This is a genomic window from Allobosea sp. (genome assembly GCF_017308075.1).
GTDB lineage: Bacteria > Pseudomonadota > Alphaproteobacteria > Rhizobiales > Beijerinckiaceae > Allobosea.
The window spans coordinates 36018-56852 of the sequence record NZ_JAFKFX010000048.1 but is presented as its reverse complement, the minus strand read 5'-3'; the positions used below and the strand labels follow the sequence as shown (position 1 = coordinate 56852).

Sequence of the window (20835 nt, the reverse complement as noted above, 5' to 3'; positions counted from 1 at the left end):
CTAGTTGTTTGATCCCAGGCTTTGATGGTGCAGTCTTTTCGCGCGAGTGGAAGGAAGCGCTATGGGACAGGTTCTGCACGGGAGCGCCCGCACGACAGAGGCGGTCCGTCGAGCGATACAGCATAGTCAAGAGAGCCTGAGGCAACTCGCCAAGCGCCATGGCATCAATCAGAAGACCGTCGCGAAGTGGAAAAAGCGAAGTTCGACGGCCGACCGCAAGACAGGACCGGCCGAACCGAAATCGACGGTTCTGTCGGTCGCGGATGAGGCCGTCATCGTCGCCTTCCGACGCCACACGCTCCTACCGCTGGATGATTGCCTCTATGCGCTTCAGGCCACGGTCCCGCATCTGACGCGCTCGTCGCTGCATCGCTGCCTCCAGCGGCATGGCATCTCGCGACTGCCCGACGTCGAAGGCGACAAGCCGGTCAGGCGCAAGTTCAAGGCCTACCCCATCGGCTACTTCCACATCGACCTCGCCGAGGTGCAGACGGCCGAAGGTAAGCTCTACCTCTATGTCGCGATTGATCGCGCGAGCAAGTTCGCCTTCGTCCAGGTCGTTCGCAAGACCGGCCGAGCATCCGCCTCCGCCTTCCTCATGGCCCTGATCGAGGCGGTGCCTTACCGGATCCATACCGTCCTGACCGACAACGGTATCCAGTTCACGTTCCCGCCGCGCTACGCCGACGGTCCGACCGCTCAGTACGCCACGCATATGTTCGCCATGCGCTGCCGCGAGAACGGCATCGAGCACCGCCTGACAAAGGTGAGGCATCCCTGGACGAACGGCCAGGTCGAGCGGATGAACCGGACCATCAAGGACGCCACCGTCAAGCGCTTCCACTACGACGACCACCAGCAGTTCGAAACGCACCTCGCCGACTTCGTCTCAGCCTACAACTTCGGCCGCCGCCTCAAGACGCTGCGAGGCCTCACCCCCTACGAGTTCATCTGCAAATGTTGGACTTCGGAGCCAGAACGATTCAGGCTCAATCCAATCCACCAAATGCCGGTGTGAATGGAACCGAGGTTTGCCGCAAAATTTCTCTAAGCCATTGTATTTGCTTGGGTCGATTTCTGTTGGGACAGCTGGGATCGCCGCAAGTGACGCAACAGCTTGCCGCAGTTCTCCGGTCCGTCGTGAGGCTTCGGCCATGAAAAAAGCCCTTGGGCGAACCCAAGGGCTGATCGTTCGAACGTGTCGCCGTGACTAAAAGGGCAGATCGGCCCGGCGATAGAAATAGCCCTGCACGGTTTCGGGGTCGAAGGCCGGATGGATGCCGACCTCGTCGAGTGACCGCTTGAGGCGGCGGGAAGTGACGTCCCGATCGGACGACAATTCAGCGAGGCTCGCGTAGTCCGCCTGGAATGCTGCGAGATCCTCCGGCATGACGATGGTCTGCGGGCTGCGGTTTGTCGGGTTCCTGGCAATACGAGACGAAAGGACCTGGCGCCCGGTCAACGCCTCGACGGCTTTGGTGCTGGTCCGCAACCGACGCTCGACCTCCCTCAGCGACAGCCCGCCATGATCTTCGAGCCGCACGTGCTCTCGAATCTCGGCGACATCGACGGCGACGGAGAGATAGCCGCGCCGCCCATCAAGCCTTCCGACCCAGCCAAGGCGACCGTCGAGGACCAGCCTGACGATCTCCATCGCCGAGCAGCAGGCCTGTTTCGCGGCATCGGGGATGATCGCCTGGTCGTCGCCGAGTTTCGCGATGGGCATCGCCTGCCCGAGGAGGCGGTCCCTGAAGCTGTCCAGCTCGCCGCGGGCGAATGCGTGGCTGCCGACCTTTCCTTCGACGAGCGGCCTGATGAAGCCGTGCTCGAACAACATCCTGGCGTGCAGGCGCGGGGCATTCAGATAGGTGCCCGCCGCGTTCAGGGACATCGAGCCCGGCGCCTCTTCGAGCAAGGCGGCTGCGCGATCCGCCGAGAACAGGACGTGGTTGTCCGGCGACTTCATGTGGGCGTCGCGAATGATCCCGGCCTCGAGCAAAAGCTTGCGCAGCCGCTTCGGATGGCGGCCCGTCTGGAGATGCGCCGACCGGATGGAATGCACCCGCCGAACGCTCACGGGTTTCCCGAAGACCTCGTCGTCGGGGCCGAGCGGCATCGTCTCGATGGCGCAGGTCCTGATGGCGTCGCGAAGCGGATCATAGACCGGATCGCTGTTCTCGTAGGCGAGCCACTCGTATAGCCGGCCAAAGGTGGTGCGCAGGCCCCAGTCGCGAGGCGTCGACGAGGCCCGGAGGTTGGCCATCAGGTCCGCGATTGCTACCGGACCGCCCTGAGCGATGCGGAACCCCTCTGCGCCAGCTCGCGACCAATCGGCCTGAGACATCCGGGCCAGGCGAACCTGCGCGCCGAAGAGGGATACGGCGCCAGTCATCTCGCAGGAACGGGCCGCCGCATACCAGGGCAGCGTGTCAAGCAGCGCTACGTTGACCGCGGGGCCCCACAGGCGCCCCAGCAGATAACGTTCCAGCGTCGAATGCGGAGCGGGATCCACCTGCTCGACGAGGGTGCCGATAGTGTCGATCACCGGCTCGATGACCCTGACGAAGTCGTAGGCGTGGATGCCGGCACGATGTTCGTGCAGGGGGACCAGGGGAATGCCATGGCGGTGGCAGGACCGGATGGAGGCAAGCGACCACGACGCCCGTGCGAACGGGCGAGTTGCGACGGGGCCGGGCTGGACGGCCAAGTCATCGATGATGCAGGAGGGGCAGATGTGAACCCGCTTGCACCGCGAGGACTGCTGCCGCAGCACCTCGCCATTGAGCAGGATGCCGTCCTTCGAGTGCCGGAGACTATACGGACGCAGCGTGCCTTCGGGCACGCCTCCGACGTGCTGCAATCGCGCAAGAGCCGCGTCGTGGCCCCGAATGAGCTCGGAGGCTGAGAAGCCCATGTCGAGGCAGAACGTGTTGAAGGTCGGGCAGCCGTGCAGCGCACTGAGGCGAGAGGCAAAGCTGGTCGGCGTCTCTTCCGCGCCGGGCGGAAGGGACATGGCGAGCGAAGCATGCATGGTCAGCCCCTCCCCTTGCGGCGCTTGGGTTCGGTCGATCCGCCCTCCTCGCCATCAAGCGGCGCAGCGATGCCAGAGACGCCCGTAGGCACGAATTCCCAGTCGCGCACGGCAAAGACGTTGGCATCCGGCGAACAGCCGGTTGCGGCGGCGTAGACGTCGACGAAATGCCTGACGGTGAGTGTGTGAGCGCCTGCGAAAATGGCCTCCTCCGCCGCCGACCGGCAGATCTGGATGACACGCCCGAACTGGCCCTCCGCCGCGCGGCAGAGGCGGGCAAGAAACTCGTCGCTCTCCAGGCCCTCGGACGGGAGGGCAGCGCATTTGGTCGAGATCGCCTCGACGATGTAGCGCAGTCGCTTGATGTCCCTCGGAAACGAGATGCCGTCGAAGCTCAAGAAGCGGCAGCGGCGGCCGAACTGGACGTCCCGCTGTGCGAACTGGACGAGGGAAGGCAACCCCGAAAGCACGAGGCAGACGGGCCAGTCAGGCTGCTGCATCACGTTCTTGAAGGTGTCGGAGAGCTTCTGGATCTCATGGTCGTTCATGAGGCGCACGGCGTGCTGCGCCTCGTCGATGTGCACGATCTGGACCTTCCGGAGCCGAAGCTGCTCGCGGACCCGGTTCCAGGCGACGTTTTCGCGAACGTCGCGATCGATCGGGTACCCCAGCAAGCGCAACAGCTCGATGCCGAGCTGCTTGAGAGTACAAGGCGACGGCGCCGTGATCGATACGATTGGCAACGACATCCCGAGCGTAAGGTTCTCGGGAAGCAGTTCGCGGCGCCCCTCGATCAGCCGCCTGATCGCGTGGGTCTTGCCTGCGCCGCTCTGACCAACCACGACGAGGGCGCGCCCCTCAGCACGGCGACCGTTGAACACGAGCGATGAGGTGTCGATCAAGCGATCGAATTCTGCCTCGAGCACGCTATCACGGTCGGTCTTCAGGTAGCTGCGGTGAACTTTCTCTAGGGCGGCGACACGACGGGCACGGACCGCGTCGGACGCATGGCGTGTACGGAAATCGGTGGCGTCGTCCGCAGGCGCCTCGAGGATGTGCTGAAACTGCATGCTCATCATCAGTCCTCCAGGCTCATGTCGCCGTCTTCGGCGATGTCGTCGTGTTCCTCGTCGCCTTCCTCGAGAAGGTCGTTGCCGTCGGACGAGAGGTCATCTGCCTCCGCGAGGCCGAGGATGTCGTTGTCGGTTGCCGGGCTCGCGGCCTCTTCCCGAATCCGGAACGTCCGAAGCAGGTTCTGTTCGGCCGTCTTGAAATCGCCTTCCGTGATGACAGTCGGCTTCAGCCCGGCGGTACGATGAGCGTTACGGGCGATCTCGCGGATCGCCTCGATTGCCTCCATCAGCGCCGGGCGCGCGACGGCCGCCTGAGCGGCAAAACGCTGACGCAGCCGGGCGTTGGCCGCGATCCATTCTGCCGCGCTAACTCCCTTCGCGAAGTCCTCGACGCACTTGACCGAAACCCAGCCCTTCTCGGTCTGGATCGAGATTTCACCGAGATCGTACGGGTCGACGCGGATCTGAGCTTCACGCTGGTTGATCGTTCGGCGCAGTTCCTGGACGTCCTCGGACTGGTAGTGCAGGCCCAGGAAGCGGACGCCGCGGCCGCTGATGCGGCGGGCGGTGCGGATGCCGAAGATATTGCGCGCCTCGCTCGGGCTAGGAGCGGGGCGGACCGAGCATTCGCGCGCCAGGCGCTTCCAGGCGTCGAGAGGCGTTTCCCGGCCGAGACCTTCATTCGGCGTGTTGTGGTACCGGTTCACGATCATCGGGAGGACTTCGCGGAGCTGGTCGACGGTGAGGCTGGCCTGGTCTCCGGCCTCGTACTCGCCACGCTCCCCGACATTGCGGAACGTCCGGCCACTGAATTCGGCCGAGAGGTATTCCTCGAGCGTCTCGAAGAAGCGCTCGATCGTCCCGCGGTCCTGGGGATGCTTCGGCCGCGCGAACTGATGAGCGACCCTCAGATCTGCAACGACGCCGCGAAAGCGGTGATCCTTGAACTCAGGACCGCCGTCCGTCACCAACAGCTCGGGCCGCCCGCGCATGAACCAGACGGTCGACAGACCGGTCGACTCCGACAGGCGCGCCTTGTTCTCCGTGATCATCTGGAGTGCGGCGATCGAAGAGGCGCCGGACGGTGCATCGACGTGAAGGTAGAGCGCCAGCAGGCAGCGCGAAGCGCAATCGATGGCCGCCGTAATGTAGCAGCGAACCCGGGTGACCTGCTTGCGTTCGACGGGAGTCACCCGTTCCCAGGTCTCGGTATCGACCAAGAGGGCCGTGATCGTCACCTTCCAAACGTCCATCTCCACGCGCTCGAGCAGGCGCTGCGGGCGAATGCCCTCGTGGACGATCGCGAACTTCCGCTGCGCAACTTCCGACCCTTCACGGCCGGCCATGACGCGGAAGGGATCGAGCTTCTTGATGGCGCGGTAGATCGCCTTCTCGCTGGGAACCGGCAGAGCCGGCATGTTCATGCCCGCCCTGGCGACGTTGAGCTTCGCGATCTCCTCCTCGACCTTCTTCCAGATACTCCTGCCCGTGACCTTGCGATCGTCGCAGTAGCTGGGAGCGTGTTCCGCGATCAGGTGACGGACCTGCTCGGGGAGCTTGAACTCGCGGTTGACCAGCCTCGACAAAGCCGGCAACACGCACGCGAAGATCGTCCGAATAGCTGCGACCCATGATCCACCTCCCCAAACGGTGAATCACAAAGCCGCTCTCAGGGGAATCCCACAGATTCCGATTTCAGGTCCGACGCTCTAGGGGCGTGGAGATGCACGGCCGCTATCTCACTGGGCTGAACCGCCCCCGGACTGCGGGGCGCGCCGCAGGGCGACGTCGTCAACCGCGTACGCGCCATTCTCTGACGCCTGCGATGCAGTAGGAGGGCCCGAGAAAGCCTGCCGCGAGGTGCGGCAGGCTGATGTGTCAATTGCGGTGCGCTGATGCGTCAAAAAGGCAAATTATGGTTCCACTCACACTCACAGCCGGGACTGAACACCTAGCAGCCAGAGCTAGAACAAAACTTTGGCTGCTAGGTGCGGATCTTTGGGTCGGCCTTCAGCCGCTCGGACCAATCAGCTGCAGCCCGTCGTCGAGCCGCAGGTGTTGCACTTCAGGCAGGTGCCGTTGCGGACCAGGGTGAAGTTGCCGCATTCGCCGCAGCTGTCGCCGACATAGCCCTTCATGATCGCCTCGGCCCGGCGCTCTGAGGCGCTTGGCTGGGCGGCGGACGCGGCGAAGCCGAGCTTGGCCATCTCCGCCTCGCCATAGGCCTCCGGCTCCTCCTTCAGCGCGGTCGCGCCGGCAGTGGCGAGCGCCGTGACGCTACCGCCCGAGCGGGCGACCGCATCGTTCGCCGCGGAGCCGCCCTGGATGGCGAGCAGGTTGATCGGCTTGCCACGGCGGAAGCCCGAGGAGGCCAGCGGCGTCGTGGTGATCGGCGCGACGGCGTCCGGTGCCACCCTGCCCTGCTCGACGCCGCCGCCCATCACGTCATGGCCGATCTCGCTGGGATCGACATGAGCGAGGTCGTGCCGGCCGAGATAGGAGATCGCCAGTTCGCGGAAGACATAGTCGAGGATCGAGGTTGCGTTCTTGATCGACTGGTTGCCCTGGACGAAGCCCGAGGGCTCGAACCGGGTGAAGGTGAAGGCTTCGACATATTCCTCGAGCGGCACGCCGTATTGCAGGCCGAGCGAGACCGCGATGGCGAAATTGTTCATCATCGCCCGGAAGGCCGCGCCCTCCTTGTGCATATCGATGAAGATCTCGCCGAGGCGGCCATCGGCATATTCGCCGGTATGAACATAGACCTTGTGGCCGCCGACCACCGCCTTCTGGATGTAGCCGGTGCGGCGCGCCGGCATCTTCTCGCGGTCGCGCACCCGCTCGACCCGCTCGACGATGCGCTCGACGATCTTCTCGGCGACCTGCGTGGCGCGCGCCGCCATGGGCTGCTGGTGCAGCGCCTCGACCGCGTCCTCGGCATCATCGTCCTCATCGGCGATCAGGGCCGAGTTCAGCGGCTGCGACAGCTTCGAGCCGTCGCGATAGAGCGCGTTGGCCTTCAGCGCCAGCTTCCAGGAGAGCAGATAGGCGCTCTTGCAGTCCTCGACGGTCGCGTCGTTCGGCATGTTGATGGTCTTGGAGATCGCGCCCGAGATGAAGGGCTGCGCCGCCGCCATCATGCGGATATGGCTGTCGACCGAAAGATAGCGCTTGCCGATGCGCCCGCAGGGGTTGGCGCAGTCGAAGACGTTGTAGTGCTCCTTCTTCAGGTGCGGCGCGCCTTCCAGCGTCATCGCCCCGCAGACATGCACATTGGCGGCCTCGATCTCGGCCTTGGTGAAGCCGAGGAAGGGCAGCAGCTCGAAGGACATGTCGGCGAGCTTCTCGGCCGGGACCTTCAGCGTGCCGGTGAGGAAATCCTCGCCCAGCGTCCACTTGTTGAAGACGAACTTGATGTCGAAGGCGGCCTTAAGGTCCTTCTCGATCGCGTCGATCTTGTCCTGCGGGAAGCCCTTGGCCCTGAGCGAGCCATGGTTGACGCCCGGCGCCTGCGCCAGCGAACCGTGGCCGACGGCATAGGCCTCGATCTCAGCGATGTCCGCCTCGCGATAGCCGAGCGCCCGCAGCGCGTCCGGAACGGCGCGGTTGATGATCTTGAAATAGCCGCCACCGGCGAGCTTCTTGAACTTCACCAGGGCGAAGTCGGGCTCGATGCCGGTGGTGTCGCAGTCCATGACGAGGCCGATCGTGCCGGTCGGCGCGATCACGGTCGCCTGGGCATTGCGGTAGCCATACATCTTGCCGAGCGACAGCGCCTCGTCCCAGACGATGCGGGCGCGCTCGGAGAGCTTGATGCTGGAGCCGCCGAGGCGCGCCAGCGTGCCATGGTCGAGCGGCACCGGCGTGACCTGCAGCCCCTCATAGCCGTCGCCTTGGCCATGGGCGGCGGTACGGTGGTTGCGGATGACGCGCAGCATGTGGCTGGCGTTCTTCTTGTAGCCCGGGAACGGGCCGAGCTCGCCCGCCATCTCCGCCGAGGTGGCATAGGAGACGCCGGTCATCACAGCGGTCAGCGCGCCGGCGAGCGCCCTGCCCTCGTCGCTGTCATAGCCGAGGCCCATGGTCATCAGGAGGCCGCCGATATTGGCATAGCCGAGGCCGAGCGTGCGGTATTCATAGGAGAGCTCGGCGATCTCGCGGCTCGGGAACTGCGCCATCGCGACCGAGATCTCGAGCACGATCGTCCAGAGCCGGCAGAGATGCTCGTAGCCATCGACGTCGAAGGCCTTGGTCTGGCGGTCATAGAACTGCAGCAGGTTGGCCGAGGCCAGATTGCAGGCGGTATCGTCGAGGAACATGTACTCCGAGCACGGGTTCGAGGCGCGGATGCGTCCCGAGGCCGGGCAGGTGTGCCAGTCGTTCATCGTGGTGTTGAAGTGCAGGCCGGGATCGGCCGAGGCCCAGGCGGCGTAGCCGATCTTCTCCCAGAGATCGCGGGCCTTCAGCGTCTTCGTCACCTTGCCGGTGGTACGGGCGACGAGGCTCCAATCCTCGTCAGCCTCCACCGCGCGCAGAAAATCGTCGGTCAGCGAGACCGAATTGTTCGAGTTCTGGCCGGAGACGGTGAGATAGGCTTCCGAATCCCAGTCGGTGTCATAGGTGTCGAACTGGATGTCGGTATAGCCCTGGCGGGCGAACTGGATGACGCGCTTGATGTAGTTGTCCGGCACCATCGCCTTGCGGGCGAGCTTGATCTCGCGCTTCAGCGCCGGGTTCTTCTCGGGATCGAAGCAGGCATCGTCCGCGGCCTCGCAGTTGACGCAGGCCTTCATCACGGCCTTCATCGCCTTCTGGACGATCTTGGAGCCGGCGACGAGCGCCGCGACCTTCTGCTCCTCCTTCACCTTCCAGTCGATATAGGTCTCGATGTCCGGGTGATCGACGTCGACCACCACCATCTTGGCGGCGCGGCGGGTCGTACCGCCCGACTTGATCGCGCCGGCGGCACGGTCGCCGATCTTCAGGAAGGACATCAGGCCGGAGGAGCGCCCCCCGCCGGCGAGCTTCTCGCCCTCGCCGCGCAGCATCGAGAAGTTCGAGCCGGTGCCGGAGCCATATTTGAACAGGCGCGCCTCGCGCACCCACAGGTCCATGATGCCGCCCTCGTTGACGAGGTCGTCCTGCACGCCCTGGATGAAGCAGGCATGCGGCTGCGGATGCTCATAGCTCGACTTCGACTTGACCAGCTTGCCGGTCTTGAAGTCGACGTAGAAATGGCCCTGGCTCGGCCCGTCGATGCCATAGGCCCAGTGCAGGCCGGTGTTGAACCATTGCGGCGAGTTCGGCGCGACCATCTGCGTCGCCAGCATGAAGCGCAGCTCGTCATGGAAGGCGGCGGCGTCCTCCTCGGAGGAGAAATAGCCGCCCTTCCAGCCCCAATAGGTCCAGCAGCCGGCGAGCCGGTCGAAGACCTGCTTGGACGAGACCTCGGAGCCGTAGCGCTTGTCTTCGGGGAGAGCCGCGAGCGCCGCCTCGTCGGGAACCGAACGCCAGAGGAAGGACGGGACGTCGTTCTCCTCGACCTTCTTCAGCGCCGCCGGCACGCCGGCCTTGCGGAAATATTTCTGCGCGAGCACGTCGCTCGCCACCTGCGACCAAGCCTCGGGAACCTCGATGCCCTCGAGCCGGAACACGATCGAACCGTCGGGATTGCGAATCTCGCTGACGGCCGAGCGGAACGGGATCGCCTGATAGGGCGACTGGCCGGCGGCGGTGTGGCGGCGCTCGATGCGCATGTCTTCATCCCCAATGCGTGCCGCGGGCTCGGGAAAGCCACGCGCGGCCGGTTGCTCACCGGCTCCTGATGTCAGCCCAACTCGGTTTGATGCCCTGGGTCCCGCAGCGGTGTGACCCCGCCATCGAAACTCCGGATGCGACCAGCCGGGCCGCAGGTCGCCGTTCGCCGTCGCCGATATCGGCGCGCCGCGGTGATCGCTTCGACCCGTCTGGGAACTCGTTCGCGGGGATCGAAGGCGTCTCCGCCAGCCGTCTCGCGACCCTCAAAATTTAGTCCTGATCGGCGCCCCGCGTCAAGGATTAGTGCACCACAAAGCGAACGGACACGACATATGGTAGAGAAATGTGAGTTATGGGGATAAGTTTCAAGGCTCCGGCTAAGCCTTGGGAATCGCGCGCTGAATCGCGATCGGCGCCTGAAGATGCCTCCAGGCTGCCGCCGGAGGAACCCATAAAATCCGAAGCGTCATGGTTGCGGGCGGGTTAATGCCGCCTCGTGCCTGCAGGCCGCGAAAGCAGCGTCTGCGCGCGGTCTCGCAAGTGCTTGAAACCGCGAAAGCCTTGGCTGCGTCCATCCCTGCCCCAGCCTGTCCACAGCTTCCTGCGGTCAAAGCGAATCGCACCGGCCGGGACGAGGGCAGGACAGCACTCCGCTTATCTTCCCCGGAGATTCTCGCGCACTCATGGCGATAGGCCTCCGCACGAAATGGCGGCACGCGCCCGCACGGATGGGTTGACGCCTGGACCGCGCGAAATGCCGCGCCCTGCCGGGCCACACTGGACAGCCCGGCCCGGCACGGCCATAAGTCGCGCGAGCCCGAGCGCCTCCGGACAAGAGCGATGAACCAGACCCTGCTTCAGATCTTCACCTGGTGGAACGGCCAGACCCTCGGCACGCGCTTCCACACCTGGCGCTTCGGCGAGAAGGTCGGCGAGGACCAGTTCGGCAACATCTATTATCGCACCAAGGGTGGCGCCAAGGACAAGGCCCTCGGCATCCAGCGTCGCTGGGTCGTCTATAACGGCCCGATCGAGGCCTCGACGATCCCGTCCGGCTGGAACGGCTGGCTGCACCACACCGTCGACATCGCGCCCTCCGAAGAGAAATACGCTGCGCGCGACTGGGAGCAGCCGCATCAGCCGAACCATACCGGCACCGCCCTCGCCTATCGCCCCTCCGGCTCGACCCTGGCCGAGAATGAGCGCCCGCCGGCGACCGGCGATTACGAGGCCTGGACGCCCGGCCGCTGAGCACACCGCCCTTCGGCGCGGTCGATCCCTGATGCAGCGCGCGCCCTCGGGGTCGCGTGCTTTTGCTTGTCCGGACCAGACCCGCCTTATCCGGCCCCGCTGGCAAAATCGACCAGCAGCTTGACGTTCAGCGCCGCGATCACGAGCGCGATCAGCACCGCGAAGGCGACGAGCCAGAGCGGCGCGACGAGTTCGCCCATTTTGGTCCTGTCGGCGGTGAACATCACCAGCGGGAAGACAGCGAAGGAGAGCTGCAGCGAGAGCACGACCTGGGTCAGGATCAGCAGCTGCGCCGTGCCGCTGTCGCCATACCAGATCGTCACCGCCGCCGCCGGGATGATGGCGATGCCGCGCGTGATCAGCCGGCGCAGCCAGGGCGGAAGCCTGATCTTGAGGAAGCCCTCCATCACGATCTGGCCGGCCAGCGTCGCCGTCACCGTCGAGTTGATGCCGCAGCAGAGCAGCGCGATGCCGAACAGGGTCGGGGCGATCGCCAGTCCGAGCAGCGGGCCGAGCAGCTTGTGGGCATCGCCGAGCTCGGCGACGGCGGTCTGTCCGGTCCTGTGGAAGGTCGCAGCCGCCAGGATCAGGATCGAGGCGTTGATGGTCAGCGCGAACATCAGCGCCACCGTCGAATCGATAGTCGCGTATTTCAGCGCCTGGCGCCTTTCCAGCAGGCTCTTGCCATAGGCGCGGGTCTGCACGATGCCCGAATGCAGGTAGAGATTATGCGGCATCACCGTCGCGCCGAGGATGCCGAGCGCCAGATAGAGCATCTCCGGATTGCGGACGATCTCGGTCGTCGGCGCGAAACCGCGAACCACCTGCCCCCAATCGGGATCGGCGAGCGCGATCTGGATCGCGAAGCACAGTGCGATCACGCCGAGCAGCGTGATCACCAGAGCCTCGACCCAGCGGAATCCGAGCTTCTGCAGATAGAGGATCAGGAAGACGTCGAGCGCCGTGATGATGACGCCGAGCTCGAGCGGAATGCCGAAGATCAGGTTCAGGCCGATCGCCGTGCCGATCACCTCGGCGATGTCGGTGGCGATGATCGCGATCTCGGCCAGGAGCCACAGGACGAAGGAAACCGGCTTCGGATAGGCGTCGCGGCAGGCCTGGGCGAGGTCGCGGCCGGAGGCGATGGCGAGGCGGGCGCACAGCGATTGCAGCACGATCGCCATGATATTGGAAACCAGCGCGACGACGAGGAGCGTGTAGCCGAATTTCGAGCCGCCGGCGAGCGAGGTCGCCCAGTTGCCGGGGTCCATGTAGCCGACGGCGACGAGATAGCCCGGCCCGACGAAGGCGGCGGCGCGCCGCCAGCCGGGGCCGGTCTGGCGCACCGCGATCGAGCGGTGGACGTCTGAGAGGGAGGCTTCGCCCCGCTCGCTGCGCCAGCCGGGCTGCGGCCTGTCGACCCGTGCGTCCATTGCCGTCCAATCTGCAACTGCGATCTATTCGCAAGATAAACAGTTGCGAATGGATCGCAAGAGCATTGCAGCCACGCATCGGGCACTGGCCCTCTCCGTCCTCCGCCCTTTTTCCGCTGCGATTGCCGTGCTACGTCCGCGCCGACGCGGCTACGCCGCGCTGGAAGAGAATCGCAAGCCAGCATGCCCTCGCTCCGCAGAAGCCTAGCCTTAGTCGCCCTGTCCGGCGCCGCGCTCGCGCTGGCGGCCCCTGCCAAGGCCGACCGCATCCGCAATCCGGTCGCGGTCTTTGCCGGGCTCGACAAGATCACCGGCCGGATCATCTCCTTCGAGGTCGCGATCGACGAGACCGTGCAGTTCGGCGCCCTGCAGCTGACGCCGCGCGTCTGCTGGACGCGGCCGCCGACCGAGGCGCCGCAGACCACGAGCTTCACCGAGGTCGACGAGGTCACCTTCAACAACGAATACCGGCGGATCTTCACCGGCTGGATGTATGCGGCGAGCCCCGGCCTGCACGGCGTCGAGCACGCGATCTACGATGTCTGGCTGACCGACTGCAAAGGCGGCACTGAGCTGGTCGTCGATCCCAAGGAGCCGGAGGCCACCCCGCCGCCGACCGCGGGCCAGCGTCCGGAGCGCCCGGTGCGACCGGCCCGCGAGACGCCGCCCCCGGGCGCGCCGGGCAGCAATCAGCGCATCGACGTCGCTCCGCCGCAGGGCGTGCCGGTGCAGCCGCGTGCCCCGACGCAGCGCTTCTTCCCGACCAACCCGGCCGGCGGTGGCCGCGACCCGACCGGCGGAAACTGAACCATGGCGCGCGTCACCGGCATAGGCGGTCTTTTCTTCCGCGCCGGTGACCCGCAGGCCCTTGCCGCCTGGTATGAGCGTCATCTCGGTATCGACGACCTCGCCAAGGCGGTCTGGCGCCAGGATGCAGGCCCGACCATTTTCGGCCCCTTTGCCGCGACGAGCGACTATTTCGGCCGGCCCGAGCAGCAATGGATGGTGAATTTCCGCGTCGACGATCTCGACGCGATGATGGCAGCGTTGAAGGCCGCCGGCATCGCGGTGGAAACCCGCCCCGAATGGGATTCGGAGGTTGGCCGCTTCTGCCGCATCCATGATCCCGAGGGCAATCCGATCGAGCTCTGGCAGCCCGCGCCGGAAGCGTTCCCTACCCCTGAGGATCAGGCGTAGCCGACCCAGCCGCGGAAGCTGAAGCCCGTGTAGAACAGGCTGACCTGCGAGAACCCGGCATCCCGCAGGATTGCCTCGTCCTCCTCGGGGCTGAGCAGCTGGAGATGCGCTGCGACCGCCGCGCGGGCGTTCTCCGCCTTGGCCGGGTCCATCCCCGAAGCCGTGGCGAAGGCGGCGTAGCGCGAGAGCCAGCGTCCCCTCTCGCCCTCCTCCTGCGGGAAGCTGGCATGGGCGGCGACGAAGGGCGCCCCGGGCTTCAGCCTGCGATGGATCTCGCCCAGCGTGCGCCGCCTGTCTTCAGGCGCCAGGAAATGCAGGGTCAGCAGGCAGGTCGCCGCATCGAACGGCCCTTCCGGCGCATCCTCGATATAGCCCTCGTGAAGATCGACGCGCCTGCCGAGCGGCCCCAGCGTCTGGCCGGCTAGCTTCAGCATTTCGGCCGCCGGATCGACACCGTCGAAGACCCAGCCCGGCCGGGCCTGCGCCAAGGCTTTGAGCTCGAGCCCGCCCCCTGCCCCCAGGACCAGCACCCGGGCGTCTTCCGGAGCCCGTTCCGCCAGCAGGATGCCGGTCATCTTATGGAGATCGTGAAAGCCGGGCACGAAGCGCGGCGGGCCTTCCGCATAGCGGGCAACCGCCGCGGGGTCCGAGAATGGCGCCGTCGATGCGTTCATGAGATCGGCCTCGTCTTCGGCTGCTGAAAGCGGCAAGAACCAGCGCTCCACTGCCATGCGGCCAGACGACGGCAGACTGCTTCAACCATGGGAAGCTTCCAGATCGTGGCGGCCGCCACGGGCGACGAGCCGCGCATGGAAGCCGGCGCTCAGTCCAGCCAGCGTCACCTCGCCGAGGCGGGCGAGCAGCAGGGCCTCGGCATCGGCGAAGGCTTGGTCGAGCGCCGCGTTCACCACCTGCTCAACGAGGCAGCCGGGGGCCTCCGTCCGGTTGCCGATGGCCAGCAGCGAGGGGCTGCCGAGCGCGTCGTAGATGTCGCGCAATGTCACCTTCGAAAGATCGCAGGCAATGGTCCAGCCGCCGCCATGCCCCTTCTCGGAGCGGACATAGCCCTGGTCGCGCAGGCCCGCCATCACCCGCCGGATCACCACGGGATTGGTCGCCATCGCCCTGGCGAGGACTTCGGAGGTCACCGGGCCATCCTGTTCCGCCATGTGCAGCAGGACATGGAGCACCCCGGACAATCGGCTGTCGCGCTTCATGGAACTTCATATGTTGCGTGACACGGCCAAGATCAAGCCCCTCGCCTTGCCGCGAGTCCGTCCTTTTCCCGTGACTGCCGAATCTTCAGCGCGCGCCGGGCACGCTCTCCAGTTCCGCCAGCGCCTCGCTGCCGCTGACGCGCTTCTCCCGCGGCCAGCTCCACCATTGCGCCTCGCTGGCGATCGCCGGCTCGAGCAAGCTGCGATAGATCTCCCGCAGCAGCTCGCGTGTACCGAACTGGGCGAGATGGGCGGTCTGGAACTGGGCGTCGAGCAGCCGGTAGCCGCCCCGCCGCAGCCGCGCCACGAGATGCACCAGCGCTACCTTCGAGGCATCGGTCTCGCGATGGAACATGCTCTCGCCGAAAAAGGCCCCGCCGAGCGAAAGCCCGTAGAGGCCGCCGACCAGATGTCCCTCGCGCCAGCACTCGACGGTGTGGACGAAACCGAGAGCGAAAAGCTCGCCATAGAGCGCGCGGATGCGCCGGTTGATCCAGGTCTCCTCGCGATCCGGGCGGCTTTCGGCGCAGGCTGCGATCACCGGCTCGAAGTCGTGGTCGACGCGGATCTCGAAACGATCGGAGCGCACGGTGCGCCGCAGCCTGCCGGGGACGTGGAAGGCATCGAGCGGGATGATGCCGCGAATCTCGGGCTCGACCCAGAACAGGCCGGGATCCTCGGCGCTCTCGGCCATTGGGAAGACCCCGCCGGCATAGGCGCGCAGCAGGATTTCCGGCGTGATCGTGGGCGCGCGCACGGGTCTGGAACGGGCCTTCATGCAGTGATGGGAGCGCGGGCGCGCCAGCCTGTCAAACCAGGGTCGCGACCAGCCCCCTCTCCCCTTGCGGGAGAGGGTTGGGGTGAGGGGTTTCGCGACCTTGCAATCTCGCCATCATGCCGAAGCGGAAAGCCTGGCGCGACCCCTCATGCGGCGCTGCGCGCCACCTTCTCCCGCAAGGGGAGAAGGAAAGGCTCACCCCTCGATGGGCTGCCCCATGCCGCCATTGGCCAGGAACTTCTCCAGCCAGTGGATGTTGTAGTCGCCGTTCAGCATGTCCTGGTTGCGCACCAGGGTGCGGAACAACGGCAGGGTCGTGTCGACGCCGTCGACGACGAACTCGTCGAGCGAGCGACGCAGGCGCATCAGGCATTCGTCGCGGTTGCGGCCGTGCACGATCAGCTTGCCGACCAGCGAGTCGTAATGCGGCGGGATGACATAGCCCTGATAGGCCGCCGAATCGACGCGCACGCCCAGACCGCCCGGCGTGTGGAACGAGGCGATCTTCCCCGGAGACGGCCGGAAGGTCGACGGATGCTCGGCGTTGACGCGGCACTCGATGGCATGGCCTTCGATGATCACGTCTTCCTGGCGGATCGAGAGCGGCGCGCCGGCCGCGATCCTGATCTGCTCGTTGACCAGGTCGATCCCGGTGATCATCTCGGTGACCGGATGCTCGACCTGGATACGGGTGTTCATCTCGATGAAGTAGAATTCGCCGTCCTCGTAGAGGAACTCGATCGTGCCGGCGCCGAGATAGCCCATATCGGCCATCGCCTTGGCGCAGATATTACCGATCTTGTCGCGCTCACCGGCATTGAGGGCGGGCGACGGCCCCTCCTCCCAGACCTTCTGGTGACGCCGCTGCAGCGAGCAGTCGCGCTCGCCGAGATGGATCGCCCGGCCCTTGCCGTCGCCGAGCACCTGGATCTCGATATGGCGGGGCTTCTGGAGATATTTCTCGATATAGACGGCATCGTCGCCGAAATTGGCCTTGGCCTCGCTGCGAGCGGTGGCGAGCAGGACGGATATCTCGTCCTCGCTGCGCACGACCTTCATGCCCTTGCCGCCGCCGCCGGACGCCGCCTTGATGATGACCGGCAGGCCGATCTCTCTGATAATGCGCAGCGCCTCCTCGTCATCGGCGACCCCGCCTTCCGAACCCGGAACGCAGGGGATGCCGAGGCGCTTGGCGGTGCGCTTGGCCTCGATCTTGTCGCCCATGCTGCGGATATGCTCGGCCTTGGGGCCGATGAAGGTGATGTTGTGCCGCTCGAGGATCTCGGCGAAGCGGGCATTCTCGGAGAGGAAGCCGTAGCCGGGATGAACCGCATCTGCGCCGGTGATCTCGCAGGCGGCGATCAAGGCGGGAATGTTGAGATAGCTCTCGCGTGCCGGCGGCGGGCCGATGCAGACGCTCTCGTCGGCCAGGCGCACATGCATGGCGTTGGCATCGGCGGTCGAATGCACGGCGACCGTGGCGATGCCGAGTTCCTTGGCGGCGCGCAGCACGCGCAGGGCGATCTCGCCGCGGTTTGCGATCAGGATCTTGTCGAACATCTTCAGCCCGCTCCCGTCCGGCGCCGGCCTCACTCGATCACCAGCAGCGGCTCGCCGTATTCGACCGGCTGTCCGTCCTCGACCAGGATGGCGATGACCTTGCCGGCGCGCGGCGCGACGATGTCGTTGAAGGTCTTCATCGCTTCCACGAGCAGCACGCGCTCGCCGGCCTTAACCTCCTGGCCGATCTCGATGAAGGGCTTGGCATCGGGCGAGGGCCGGCGATAGGCGGTGCCGACCATCGGCGAGTTCACCGTGCCGGGATGCGCGGCTGCGGCCTTGGCCTCGAGCGGCGCGGCGGCGACAGGTGCCGGCGCGGCTGCCATGACCGGCGCTGAAGCGACCGGCGCCATCACGGTCGCGGTGATGGTGCGCGCCACGCGGATGCGCAGATCGCCCTTCTGCACCTCGATCTCGGTCAGGTCCGTCTCGTTGATCAGCTGCGCCATTTCGCGCACGAGTTCCGGATCGATGGGGCTCTTGGTCGCCATGGCGGACTTCACCGTCTTTGTAAGCTCGATGGATGGGACGGCACGTCCCGAAGGAAAAGCGGATATGCGAATGAATGGCGCCGGATCAAGCCGGCGGCCGCGCCGCGTCGGCGCGTCTTAGCCGGAACGGCGGTTCAGGGGAAGGGAGAAGGCGACCGCCTCCCCCCGTTTGCCGGCGAAAATCGCCTGCAGCGCCCCAGAAAAGCGTAGCGCCGCCTCCGATCCCGTCCGGTTGGTCCTCCCTGCCGTTCAGCCGCTGCAGGTCGCCTTGCCGCATTTGCGGACCGATTCGATCTTCTGCTTCAGGGCGGGCGCGCCGACCGCACCGAAGACGACCTCGTCGCCGATCACGAAGGCCGGCGTGCCGGTCAGGCCGAGCCTGTCGCCGAGTGCCACGGTGTGCTCGATCACGGCGCGGGTCGCCGGCGCCTCCATGTCCTTCTTCAGCCGTTCGATGTCCGCGCCGGCCTCCTTGGCGATCTCCATCGCCTTGGCACCGTTGATGCGACCCTTGGTGCCCATCAGCTTGAGATGGAAGTCCCAGTATTTCTGACCCTGAAGCTGCGCCTTGGCGGCGATCGCGACGCGGCTGGCCTCGACCGAATCCGGCCCGAGAATCGGGAAGTCCTTGATCACGACCTTCAGCTTCGGATCGGCCTTGACGAGCGTGTTGACGTCTTCCATCGCCCTTTTGCAGAAGCCGCAATTGTAATCCATGAACTCGACGATGGTGACGTCGCCCTGCGGATTGCCGGCGATGACCGAGGTCGCGGGGTCGACGAGGCTGGCCTTCTCGGCGGAGAGCGCATTGCGCTGCGCCTCGACCTGGGCGAGCTGGTTACGCCGCTCGAGCTCGACCATCGCCTCCTGGATCAGCTCCGGATTCTTCAGCAGCGTCTCGCGGACGAGATCGACCACGGCCTGGCGCTGCTCGGGCGTCAGCGCCGGGGCCTGGGCCTTGGCCGGCATGGCACCGAGGCCGAGCGCGGCCGCAGCGAGGCCGGCCATGGCGAGGCGGCGAAGCGGGGAAAGCAGCATTGGTGTAGGTCCTTTCAGGGCCACGGCCGGCGGCCGCTAGCGTTGCTTGTCGGGAGGAACATAGTCGACGATGTCGCGCGCGCGCAGCGCCGCGGGCGATCCCTGCGGCAATTTGCCGAGCGCCCGGCTGGCTTGCGTATGCGCGACCGTCCAGTCGCCCTTGGCGAAGGCATACTGCGCCGCCGAGAGTTCGGCCATGGCGATGTTGCCCTTGGCCGCATAGGCATTGGAGAGGTGCTGGTGCACCTCGGCGGAATCGGGCTCGCGCGAAGCGGCGTTCGAGAGTTCGCGGATCGCCTCGTCCAGCAGACCCGCCTGCCCGGTCGAGAGCAGCGCATGGCCGAGCATCTGCCGGATCAGCCCGGCCTGCGGCGCCAGCGCGACCGCCTGGCGCAGCACCGGCACGGCTTCGCGGGCGCGGCCCGCCTCGAGCAGCGCCTGGCCCTTGAGTTCGAGGAAATAGGCGTTGCGCGGCTGCTCGGCGCTGAGCTTGTCCATCGCCGCCAGGGCCTGCGCCATCCGGCCTGAGCGATAATCGCTGATCGCGCGGGCATAGCGTGCCGCCATCGACTGGTCGGCCATGCCATAGCGCCGGGCGACGCCCGATTCCCGCTCGACGAAGCCCATCAGCTTGGCCCGCATCAGGTCGTGCCGTGCCTGCAGCTCCGGCGGATCGGCCTTGTTGAAATGCGGGCTGGCCTTGGCCAGCGTCTCGAGCTGGGCGACGCGCTCGGTCGGCATCGGATGGCTGATCGTGTAGGGGTCGATGCTGCGCGTCAGGAAGGCGCTGTTCTCGGCGAAGCGCCCGAAGACGGTGAGCATGCCCTTCGCCGACATGCCGGCGGCGCCGAGATAGCGCACCGCGGCCCGGTCGGCCGCCTGCTCCTCCGAGCGCTGATAGGCGAGCAGCGAGCGGCGGACGAGTTCCTGCGGCCCGGTCAGGGCGCCCATCGCGCCGATGCCGGGATTGCCCATCGAGCCACCGCCGCCACGCGCGCCGGCGACGACGGCGCCGGCGCCGGCCAACAGACCGGCGATCGAGAGGATCTGCGCGCCCTGGATCTCCTGGCGCAGCCGGGCGAGATGGCCGCCGGCGAGATGGCCGCTCTCATGCGCCAGCACGCCGATCACCTCGTTCGGGGTCGCGGCATCCATCAGCACGCCGATATTGACGAAGATCGACTTGCCGTCGGCGACGAAGGCGTTGAAGGCGCGGTCGTTGATCAGGATGATTCGGGTCCCGCGCGCATTGATTCCGGCCGCCTTGAAGATCGGCGTCGCATAGTCGCGCAGCAATTGCTCGATCTCGGCATCGCGGATCAGCGCGATCGAGCGCTTCTGGGCCTGGGCATGGGCCGGAGCGAAGGCTGCCAGCGCGCCACCGAGCACCGCCAGCACGCGCCGAAGCGTCCGCGCCGGGCGGCGGCGGGCTTGCAGGCATGGGAAGGCGATAGCAGGTTCGGCATTCATGGCTTCGCGGTCTTGTCGTTCCTGGCGGACGGAGGCGTCAATTCACGGTTTTGCCAGCCCTTTGCCGCAGGATCATGATGCGGTCGTGGCGGCGAAGCGAAGACAATTCTCGCCCGAAGCAGGAGGCTTTCACAATGGTGACTGAAAACGCGCGCCGTCCCATGCCGAGATCGCTGCTCCTGGCAGTCGGCGCAGGCCTCGCCCTGTCGTCGTTCGCCATCATCCACCCGGCGGCGGCCCAGACCTGCGAGGATCTCTGGTACCAGCGCAACGAGATCTACAAGGCCCAGGGCTATTGCTTCCGCACCGAGCGCGCCATTCGCGCCTTCGGCAATGCCGGCTGTGCCTATGACAATGTCGAGGACGTCCCGCTCTCGACGAGTCAGCGCCGGCAGATCGCCGACATCCAGCGCGTCGAGCGCACCCATGGCTGCCCGCGCTGAGGCCATTTGCTGTGGATGCCGGGCGGGGTCGTCCTCCAGCGACCGCTTGCCATGCTAGACGGGCGCGCGGCCCGCGCCTTGCTGGCGGGGCTGGCC

The 20835-nt window shown here is 66.2% G+C and carries 17 protein-coding genes; 5 read left to right on the top strand and 12 right to left on the bottom strand.

Features of this window, described 5'->3' with window-relative positions:
• Positions 1-61 precede the first annotated feature (61 nt).
• On the top strand, positions 62-1018 hold the full coding sequence (locus tag J0J10_RS24085) for an IS481 family transposase (protein WP_291649835.1): 957 nt from the start codon (positions 62-64) through the stop codon (positions 1016-1018).
• A gap of 192 nt (positions 1019-1210) precedes the next feature.
• Here the strand turns inward: J0J10_RS24085 and J0J10_RS24080 are convergent, their stop codons facing one another.
• From J0J10_RS24080 to J0J10_RS24065, 4 genes are all read right to left on the bottom strand, one after another.
• Positions 1211-3031: a TniQ family protein gene (locus tag J0J10_RS24080; protein WP_291649833.1), complete on the bottom strand. Its 1821-nt coding sequence runs from the start codon at positions 3029-3031 to the stop codon at positions 1211-1213.
• A gap of 2 nt (positions 3032-3033) precedes the next feature.
• Positions 3034-4107: an AAA family ATPase gene (locus J0J10_RS24075; protein WP_291649832.1), complete on the bottom strand. Its 1074-nt coding sequence runs from the start codon at positions 4105-4107 to the stop codon at positions 3034-3036.
• Between the two features lie 2 nt (positions 4108-4109).
• A complete protein-coding gene (locus J0J10_RS24070; RefSeq protein WP_291649830.1) occupies positions 4110-5690 on the bottom strand; it encodes a Mu transposase C-terminal domain-containing protein in 1581 nt (526 codons plus the stop codon).
• Positions 5691-6131: 441 nt separating this feature from the next.
• A complete protein-coding gene (locus J0J10_RS24065) occupies positions 6132-9860 on the bottom strand; it encodes a vitamin B12-dependent ribonucleotide reductase (protein ID WP_291649828.1) in 3729 nt (1242 codons plus the stop codon).
• Between the two features lie 841 nt (positions 9861-10701).
• Here J0J10_RS24065 and J0J10_RS24060 point away from each other — a divergent pair.
• Positions 10702-11112: an NADH:ubiquinone oxidoreductase subunit NDUFA12 gene (locus J0J10_RS24060; RefSeq protein WP_291649827.1), complete on the top strand. Its 411-nt coding sequence runs from the start codon at positions 10702-10704 to the stop codon at positions 11110-11112.
• 86 nt (positions 11113-11198) lie between these two features.
• On the opposite strand, the gene J0J10_RS24055 is transcribed toward J0J10_RS24060, so the two are convergent.
• Complete coding sequence (locus J0J10_RS24055; protein ID WP_291649825.1) at positions 11199-12545, bottom strand: Nramp family divalent metal transporter; 1347 nt, start codon at positions 12543-12545, stop codon at positions 11199-11201.
• A 183-nt stretch (positions 12546-12728) separates the two neighbouring features.
• Here J0J10_RS24055 and J0J10_RS24050 point away from each other — a divergent pair, with 183 nt between their 5' ends.
• Both J0J10_RS24050 and J0J10_RS24045 read left to right on the top strand, forming a co-directional pair.
• Positions 12729-13352: a DUF2155 domain-containing protein gene (locus J0J10_RS24050; protein ID WP_291649823.1), complete on the top strand. Its 624-nt coding sequence runs from the start codon at positions 12729-12731 to the stop codon at positions 13350-13352.
• Between the two features lie 3 nt (positions 13353-13355).
• Positions 13356-13742, top strand: a complete 387-nt coding sequence (locus tag J0J10_RS24045; protein ID WP_291637921.1) for a VOC family protein — start codon at positions 13356-13358, stop codon at positions 13740-13742.
• On the opposite strand, the gene J0J10_RS24040 is transcribed toward J0J10_RS24045, so the two are convergent.
• The 7 genes from J0J10_RS24040 to J0J10_RS24010 all read right to left on the bottom strand — a co-directional run bounded on the left by J0J10_RS24040 (position 13733) and on the right by J0J10_RS24010 (position 20296).
• A complete protein-coding gene (locus J0J10_RS24040) occupies positions 13733-14416 on the bottom strand; it encodes a class I SAM-dependent methyltransferase (protein ID WP_291649821.1) in 684 nt (227 codons plus the stop codon). The two genes, J0J10_RS24045 and J0J10_RS24040, sit on opposite strands and share 10 nt — an antisense overlap.
• Positions 14417-14497: 81 nt before the next feature.
• Positions 14498-14959: an Rrf2 family transcriptional regulator gene (locus tag J0J10_RS24035; protein WP_291649819.1), complete on the bottom strand. Its 462-nt coding sequence runs from the start codon at positions 14957-14959 to the stop codon at positions 14498-14500.
• A gap of 85 nt (positions 14960-15044) precedes the next feature.
• Complete coding sequence (gene aat / locus J0J10_RS24030) at positions 15045-15737, bottom strand: leucyl/phenylalanyl-tRNA--protein transferase (RefSeq protein ID WP_291649817.1); 693 nt, start codon at positions 15735-15737, stop codon at positions 15045-15047.
• A 195-nt stretch (positions 15738-15932) separates the two neighbouring features.
• Positions 15933-17297, bottom strand: a complete 1365-nt coding sequence (gene accC / locus J0J10_RS24025; protein WP_291637913.1) for an acetyl-CoA carboxylase biotin carboxylase subunit — start codon at positions 17295-17297, stop codon at positions 15933-15935.
• 29 nt (positions 17298-17326) lie between these two features.
• The gene (gene accB, locus J0J10_RS24020) at positions 17327-17788 is read right to left on the bottom strand and encodes an acetyl-CoA carboxylase biotin carboxyl carrier protein (RefSeq protein WP_291649814.1); all 462 of its coding nucleotides are present in this window, start codon (positions 17786-17788) and stop codon (positions 17327-17329) included.
• A gap of 249 nt (positions 17789-18037) precedes the next feature.
• A complete protein-coding gene (locus J0J10_RS24015; RefSeq protein WP_291637910.1) occupies positions 18038-18826 on the bottom strand; it encodes a DsbA family protein in 789 nt (262 codons plus the stop codon).
• A 36-nt stretch (positions 18827-18862) separates the two neighbouring features.
• The gene (locus tag J0J10_RS24010) at positions 18863-20296 is read right to left on the bottom strand and encodes a M48 family metalloprotease (protein ID WP_291649812.1); all 1434 of its coding nucleotides are present in this window, start codon (positions 20294-20296) and stop codon (positions 18863-18865) included.
• Positions 20297-20430: 134 nt separating this feature from the next.
• Between J0J10_RS24010 and J0J10_RS24005 the strand changes: the two genes are divergently transcribed.
• Complete coding sequence (locus J0J10_RS24005) at positions 20431-20739, top strand: YARHG domain-containing protein (protein ID WP_291649810.1); 309 nt, start codon at positions 20431-20433, stop codon at positions 20737-20739.
• Positions 20740-20835 lie beyond the last annotated feature (96 nt).

Bases quoted from the DNA above. Each gene is read 5' to 3' on its own strand.
- J0J10_RS24080 (WP_291649833.1), bottom strand. From the start codon at position 3,031: ATGCATGCTTCGCTCGCCATGTCCCTTCCGCCCGGCGCGGAAGAGACG.
- J0J10_RS24015 (WP_291637910.1), bottom strand. From the start codon at position 18,826: ATGCTGCTTTCCCCGCTTCGCCGCCTCGCCATGGCCGGCCTCGCTGCG.
- aat (WP_291649817.1), bottom strand. From the start codon at position 15,737: ATGAAGGCCCGTTCCAGACCCGTGCGCGCGCCCACGATCACGCCGGAA.
- J0J10_RS24005 (WP_291649810.1), top strand. From the start codon at position 20,431: ATGGTGACTGAAAACGCGCGCCGTCCCATGCCGAGATCGCTGCTCCTG.
- J0J10_RS24050 (WP_291649823.1), top strand. From the start codon at position 12,729: ATGCCCTCGCTCCGCAGAAGCCTAGCCTTAGTCGCCCTGTCCGGCGCC.
- accC (WP_291637913.1), bottom strand. From the start codon at position 17,297: ATGTTCGACAAGATCCTGATCGCAAACCGCGGCGAGATCGCCCTGCGC.
- J0J10_RS24065 (WP_291649828.1), bottom strand. From the start codon at position 9,860: ATGCGCATCGAGCGCCGCCACACCGCCGCCGGCCAGTCGCCCTATCAG.
- J0J10_RS24035 (WP_291649819.1), bottom strand. From the start codon at position 14,959: ATGAAGCGCGACAGCCGATTGTCCGGGGTGCTCCATGTCCTGCTGCAC.
- J0J10_RS24045 (WP_291637921.1), top strand. From the start codon at position 13,356: ATGGCGCGCGTCACCGGCATAGGCGGTCTTTTCTTCCGCGCCGGTGAC.
- accB (WP_291649814.1), bottom strand. From the start codon at position 17,788: ATGGCGACCAAGAGCCCCATCGATCCGGAACTCGTGCGCGAAATGGCG.
- J0J10_RS24010 (WP_291649812.1), bottom strand. From the start codon at position 20,296: ATGAATGCCGAACCTGCTATCGCCTTCCCATGCCTGCAAGCCCGCCGC.
- J0J10_RS24085 (WP_291649835.1), top strand. From the start codon at position 62: ATGGGACAGGTTCTGCACGGGAGCGCCCGCACGACAGAGGCGGTCCGT.
- J0J10_RS24060 (WP_291649827.1), top strand. From the start codon at position 10,702: ATGAACCAGACCCTGCTTCAGATCTTCACCTGGTGGAACGGCCAGACC.
- J0J10_RS24075 (WP_291649832.1), bottom strand. From the start codon at position 4,107: ATGAGCATGCAGTTTCAGCACATCCTCGAGGCGCCTGCGGACGACGCC.
- J0J10_RS24040 (WP_291649821.1), bottom strand. From the start codon at position 14,416: ATGAACGCATCGACGGCGCCATTCTCGGACCCCGCGGCGGTTGCCCGC.
- J0J10_RS24055 (WP_291649825.1), bottom strand. From the start codon at position 12,545: ATGGACGCACGGGTCGACAGGCCGCAGCCCGGCTGGCGCAGCGAGCGG.